The 6,164-nt window shown below is 69.3% G+C and carries 2 protein-coding genes; one reads left to right on the top strand and one right to left on the bottom strand.

Annotated features, from left to right (window positions below; genetic code table 11):
* Positions 1 to 450: 450 nt before the first annotated feature.
* Positions 451 to 3,153, top strand: coding sequence for an FxSxx-COOH system tetratricopeptide repeat protein (gene fxsT, locus ACFY0U_RS45595; protein ID WP_388646447.1), 2,703 nt, complete (start codon positions 451 to 453; stop codon positions 3,151 to 3,153).
* Between the two features lie 24 nt (positions 3,154 to 3,177).
* Here fxsT and ACFY0U_RS45590 read toward each other — a convergent pair whose 3' ends face one another.
* Complete coding sequence (locus ACFY0U_RS45590; protein ID WP_388646445.1) at positions 3,178 to 5,670, bottom strand: Helicase associated domain protein; 2,493 nt, start codon at positions 5,668 to 5,670, stop codon at positions 3,178 to 3,180.
* Between the last annotated feature and the right edge of the window lie 494 nt (positions 5,671 to 6,164).

The raw sequence follows: 6,164 nt of genomic DNA, 5'->3' as shown, positions 1-6,164 counted from the left end.
AATACCGGCACGACCTGCTCGACGGCTTCATCGCCGAAACTCAGCTGATCACGACGCCGCCATGACGTCACCCCGAACCGAAAACCTCAGTAGCCGATACGAGGGTGGCCAGCCGATCTCGCGCCCCTCTGGCGCCGATCCGGGGTCGATCTCCGCAGTGCCTTCATGGGTTCTTGGTCTCGGCGTGGCTGTGCCGCTCGTTCCGGCGGAACGGTTGGCCGTTGCGGGCCATACTGTTGGTGCGCCCGCCAGGCTCCCCCGTCTTGGCGGGCGCAGCACTGTCGAGGCGCTTTCCGCGGAGCACCGCGGCGGGCCTGCGTTGACGGCGTGCAACGCGGCCGCCCGAACCCTCCCGGTGCCTGGGATGGATGCTGGTGAACGCGGGGCCGGTCAAGGGCCGCTGGTCATAGGGTGGTTGGTGACGTACGGCGGCACGGTGCGGGGGCACGGATGAGCGATACGGGGGCGTCTGACGGCACGTCGGACACGGTCTGGTTCATCAGCCACGCCGGGGCGGATCGGGCGTGGGCGGAGTGGGTGGGCTGGCAGCTCCTGGACGCCGGGCACCAGGTGGAGCTGGATTACTGGGACTGGGGTGCGGGCGACAACTTCGTCCTGAAGATGAACGCGGCTCTGGAGCGGGGCCGGTTCCTGGCGTTGTTCTCCCCGGCGTACTTCGAGCCGGAGCGGTTCACCACACCGGAGTGGACCGCCATGGTCGCCCGGCGGGAGAAGATCACTCCGGTCCGTATCGCCGAGACCACCGTGCCGGCGGTCCTGAGTTCCCTCCTGGCTCCGGACGTGTTCGGGCTGGACGACCATGCCGCACGCCAAGAGCTGTTGCGGGCGGTGGAGGGTCCGTCCCGGCCACTCCGGGCGCCGTCGCGGCCGCCGGGGATGCTGGCGCAGGTGAGCGGTAGTGGTCCGCGGCTGCCGGGGAGTCTGCCGCGGGTGTGGAATGTTCCGGTCCGCAACGCGGCTTTCACCGGCCGTGACGGCATGCTGGTGCACCTGCGGGAGGCGTTGGCGTCCGGTCAGCGAGTGGCAGTCCAGGCCCTCCACGGCCGGGGCGGGGTGGGCAAGACACAGCTGGCGATCGAGTACGCGCACCGGTTCGCGGGTGAGTACGAGCTGGTGTGGTGGGTGGCATCGGAGGACCCCGCGCTCATCCCCGACCAGCTCGCCGCGCTCGCCCTGCACACCGGTGCCGCGCCCGCGGGGACACCGTCCGCTGACGTGGTCCCCGTCCTGCTCGCCGAACTGCGCACACGTTCACGCTGGCTGCTGGTGTTCGACAACGCCGAAGACCCAGGCGCGCTCGCCCTATTCCTGCCCGGCGGTCCGGGCCACGTACTGATCACGTCCCGCAACCCGCACTGGAACAGCTACGCCGTCCCCCTCGACATCGACACTCTCTCCCGCACTGAATCCGTGGCCTTGCTGCGTGCCCAGGGTGCGGACCTGACCGACGCGGACGCCGACGACATCGCCGCCACCCTGGATGACCTGCCGCTCGCCCTCGCCCAGGCGGCTGCACTGCTGACCCGGGGCTTGTCGGCGGCGGATCTGAAGGAGGAGCTGGAGGCGAACCTGGTTCAGGTGATGGCGCAAGGCCATCTGCCCGGCTACCCGTACGCGTTGGCCGCGCAGGTCCGCCTGACCCGCACCCGCCTGGAGACCGACCACCCCGCAGCGGCCGCGGTGGTGGATGCGCTGGCCCTGCTGGCTCCCGAACCCTTCCCCCTGACCACCTGCGCCGGCCACCTCCCCGACCAGGCCTCCACTCTCCTGAGGGAGACGGTCGGTTCGCGGCTGGGGGCGGCAGGTGCGGTGGAGGCGGTCGCCCGGCACGGACTGGCCCGCGTCCAAAACGGCACCCTCCAACTGCACCGCCTCACCCAGGAGATGCTCAAGGGACAGATGACTAGCCAGGAGCACGGCCAGGCGATGGCGGATGCCGAAGCACTCCTGACCGCGGCCTACCCAGGACAGGCCGGTGAGCCGCGGTTCTGGCCGGCCTGGCAGGTCCTGCTCCCGCACGCCCTGGCCGTCGACCCCACCCAACTCACCACCAGCCGGGGACGGTACGTGCTGGGGGAGGCGTGCTGGTATCTGATGGACCGCGGGCAGGCCAGCCCGGCCCGTGAACGGCTGCAACGGCTGTATGACACCTGCCTGCAGCAGCTGGGCCCCGACCACGACGACACCTTGCGGGCCGCCAACAACCTGGCCCGCGCCTACGGCGACACCCAGGACCACGAACGCGCCCGCGCCCTGGACGAAGACACCCTCGCCCGCCACCGACGCCTTTGCGGCGACGACCACCCCGACACCCTGGCCAGCGCCCACAACCTTGCCGCCCGGCTCTGGGCATTGGGACGGCACGAGGAAGCATTGGCCCTTCGCGAAGAAGCCCTGACCGGCTGGCGTCGGGTGTGGGGGTCGGAGCATCCGGAGACGCTGCTCACGGCGACCGGACTGGCCATCGAGTTGGCGGAGGTGGGTCGAGTGGAGGAGGCGGTGGTGTTGGGCCAGGAGACGTTGGAGGTGCAGCGTCGGGTGTTGGGGGTGGAGCATCCGGACACGCTGCGTACGGCGTACAACCTGGCCGCCGATCTGGCTGCTGTGGGTCGGGTGGAGGAGGCGGTGGTGTTGGGGGAGGAGACGTTGGAGGCGCGGCGTCGGGTGTTGGGGGTGGAGCATCCGGACACGCTGCGTACGGCGTACGACCTGGCCAGCCGGTTGGCGTCTGCGGGTCGGGTGGAGGGGGCGGTGGTGTTGGGGGAGGAGACGTTGCAGGTGCGGCGTCGGGTGTTGGGGGTGGAGCATCCGGACACGCTGGCCGCGGCGTACAACCTGGCCATTGACCTGGCGGCGATGGGTCGGGTGGGGGAGGCGGTGGTGTTGGGGGAGGAGACGTTGGAGGTGCAGCGTCGGGTGGTGGGGGTGGAGCATCCGGACACGCTGAGCTCGGCGTACAACCTGGCCGTTGATCTGGCGGATGTGAGTCGGGTGGAGGAGGCGGTGGTGTTGGGGGAGGAGACGTTGGAGGCGCGGCGTCGGGTGTTGGGGTTGGAGCATCCGGACACGCTGAAAGCGGTCGATCTGCTGGAGTGGCTGAAGCGCCAGCAGGCTGGGGGCGAAAAGTTCTGACTGCGCTGCCCCGGCCTGCATCGTCTACCAGCGCATGCCGAGGGCATCGAGATCCGCACGCCGCTCGACTGGCAGCTTGGCCGCACGGCGCCGGGTGTTGTCCAGGAAGGACCCGAGCTTGATCTCCTCGCCGTCGACGATCTCGACGTGCTTGCGCGTCGGCCGTAGGTGCCCTTCCCGGGTGTGGAACTGGCGGGCGGCCGCGAGGTTGGCCGCCCACCGGTCGCCCTGCGACCGCCGCGCCGGAGCCACCACCACGCCCCCGCTTTCGGGGTCCACGCCGATGGTCTCCAGGAGGTACTGCTGGACGGGCACGAGCCGGTCCCACCCGGCCACCTGCCCCGCGATCCACACCCCGAGGTCCTCGCCCTGGACGACGACGTCCCCCGGCCCGGCCGGGAGCGCCCCGCCTGCCGTCACGTGCGCGAGGGTGAGCCGATAGCAGCGCTGCCACGTGATGTCCCACTCCGGCGCCCACCCGGGATCGATCTCGTTGAGGGCCTCCATGCGGCTCTCGGACAGCTCCCCGGCGTAGGAGATGCCGGTTTCCCCGTTCGCGCGGCGTGCGGCGTTCTCACGGGTCTTCCTGGCCGCAGCGCGCATGTTCTTCATCCAGGTCCCCAGGGTGAACCCGTCCCAGACGACGGAGTTGCCCGGCAGGCAGTGGCCGTGCACGGCCGCGTAGTCGCGGGCCACGGCGAGGCCGGCCTCCCACGCGGAGGCGTGCACGGACCAGACCATGCCGAGGTTCTCCAGCGTGGTGACCCGCTTGGCGTCCAGGGTCCCGGCCGCGTAGTAGCGGCGTTGATCTGCGACCCAGACCCCCAGTGGATGTCCCGCACTACTGTCCCAGTCCTCCGGACACACGAACGTGTAGGGCACGCGCAGCTCGCTGTTGCCACTCTCGCGCAGCCACCTTGTGGCGGCCTCGATGCCGCGCAGCCAGTAGGCGCGTTCAGGGTCGATGACCCGCAGCCCGACGAACTGCGTGAGGACGGCCGGGTCGCGTTCCTCGGTGAACCGCAGCACTCCCGCCGCCGCGGCCCCCACTGCCGGAACGAGGTCCTGCTCCTGGCCGTCCTCACCGTCAGTGTCCTGCGCCAGGTCCTCGCCGTCGCCGTCCTCAGGCTGCCAACTGCTGTTGCGCAGGCGGGGATCGGCAAGCGCCTCGATGGTGTCGGTATCGTGTGCCCGGAGGGCTCCGAGGACCTTGGTGAGGCTGTTGTAGGCATCCGAGGTGAGCATTTCATCCGGATCTTCGTCCGGCCCGAGGAATACCGGAACGATTAGTGTGGCGAGTTTCCCGCGTCCTGGATGCAACCTGAGTGCGCGCCCGACCATCTGCACGATATCGACCATCGAACCCCGCGCATCCGCGAAAAGTACTGCATCACATTCGGCGGTATCGACACCTTCACCCAAAACGCGAACTGAGGAAAGCACCCGCAATTCAGCCCGCACATCTTCATTCTCAAATTCGGGTCCTCCGAGGAAATCGGAGGCGAATTCATCGAGTACCTGGCGGCGGTGTCCGGGGGCGTGTTCGCCGTACAGCCAGTCCGCCCACACCTGCTCGGCGGGCGGGTAGGTGTCCGGGTCGTCCTCGGCGAGCCGGCGTGCCGTCACCGGCACGGCGGCCGCCATCGCCTCCGCCTCGCCCACCCGGCTGTGGAACGACAGCACCCGCCTAAACCGCTCCTTGACCGCAGCGTGCATCAACCCCGTCTGCACCGCCGCCAGCCGCGCCCCACGCACCGCGTCGGATCCGGTGTCCTCGCTGCTCAACGCCGCGTACAGATCAGGATCGCGGATGTCCAGGCAGAGCACCTGGTAGGGGGCGACGATGCCACGCCCGATCGCCTCGGACAGGGTGAGTTTGTACGCCACCGGCCCGAACTGCGGTGAGCCGTCCTCCATCGAGGCCACCAGTCGGGGCCGCTCGCCTTCGCCGTCGGCCTCCCACACGCGCGGGGTGGCGGTCATGTACAGCCGCCGCTCGGCAGGCAGTTGCGCCTGGTCGTGCACAGCCGCCCACGGCTTCAACCCGTCCCCACTGGTCCGATGAGCTTCGTCCACGACCATCAGGCTCCACACCCCCAGGCCCACCGCGTGCGCCCGCTGGAGAATCCGCAGACCCACCGACGCATAAGTGGCGAAGACGGTGACAGTCTCCAGCCCCTCCACCCACGCCACCAGCTCGTCAGGATCCGTCGTACAGGGCAGCCCCTGACTCTCCTCCGCCCGCAGCGAGCACACCCCGATCATCGCGCCCGACCGACCCGCCCGACGCCACGCGCCGGCCATCTGCGTCAGCAGATCCAACGTCGGCACCACCACCAGCACCCGACGGGCCGAAAGGCGACGCGCGGACTCCGCACCAATCAGGCTTTTACCGGAGCCAGTAGCGGAGATAACCTGCGTCCGCAGACCCTCGGGCGGCATATGGCCACCAGGCGGCATGCCGAGAATACGGACCACATTATCGACAGCCTCAGCCTGATGCGGCCTCAATTCCATCTGAGCCACAGTGCCTCGCATTCTCGGGCGCATAGAGAGAGAATCCAGTGTCAATCCAGATTCCATCCGATTTCCAAAATGACAACCCCCACGCCCGGGCGATCCGGGGGAGAGGTACCCTGCCATCATCCCAGACACAAGCCGCGCATGAGAGTGACGCACTAGACTTGCTCGAAAGTGAGCGGAAGTGGTCGGGCTGGCCGATTTCGGCGGGAGCAGCATGACTTGACGGGGCGTCAAGCAGACGTCACCGCAAGGCGGCTGACGCACCGTGCCCCTCCTGTAGCTGCTGCTTTCCTGGCAGGCCCGGAGGGCATGTCAGGTCTCGTACGGGACTGCGGAGCAGGCCGGTACGAGACGGGTTCGGCCGGAGGCCGGACCCCGGGATCACGGAGTGATCCCGGCAGGCGGAACGGAGTTCCGCCTCTTCCGCGCGAAGCGCGGAATCCGCCGCGTAGCGGCGGCGCGTCGTGTCTGCGGAGCAGACCGCGCGC

Source organism: Streptomyces sp. NPDC001536, assembly GCF_042894505.1.
In the GTDB taxonomy this organism is placed as follows: Bacteria; Actinomycetota; Actinomycetes; order Streptomycetales; family Streptomycetaceae; genus Streptomyces.
Note: the sequence above shows the minus strand (reverse complement) of the source record. Positions and strands in the feature narration are given on the sequence as shown.

Coding starts and splice junctions, on each gene's coding strand:
- fxsT (WP_388646447.1), top strand. CDS start 451: ATGAGCGATACGGGGGCGTCTGACGGCACGTCGGACACGGTCTGGTTC.
- ACFY0U_RS45590 (WP_388646445.1), bottom strand. CDS start 5,670: ATGGAATTGAGGCCGCATCAGGCTGAGGCTGTCGATAATGTGGTCCGT.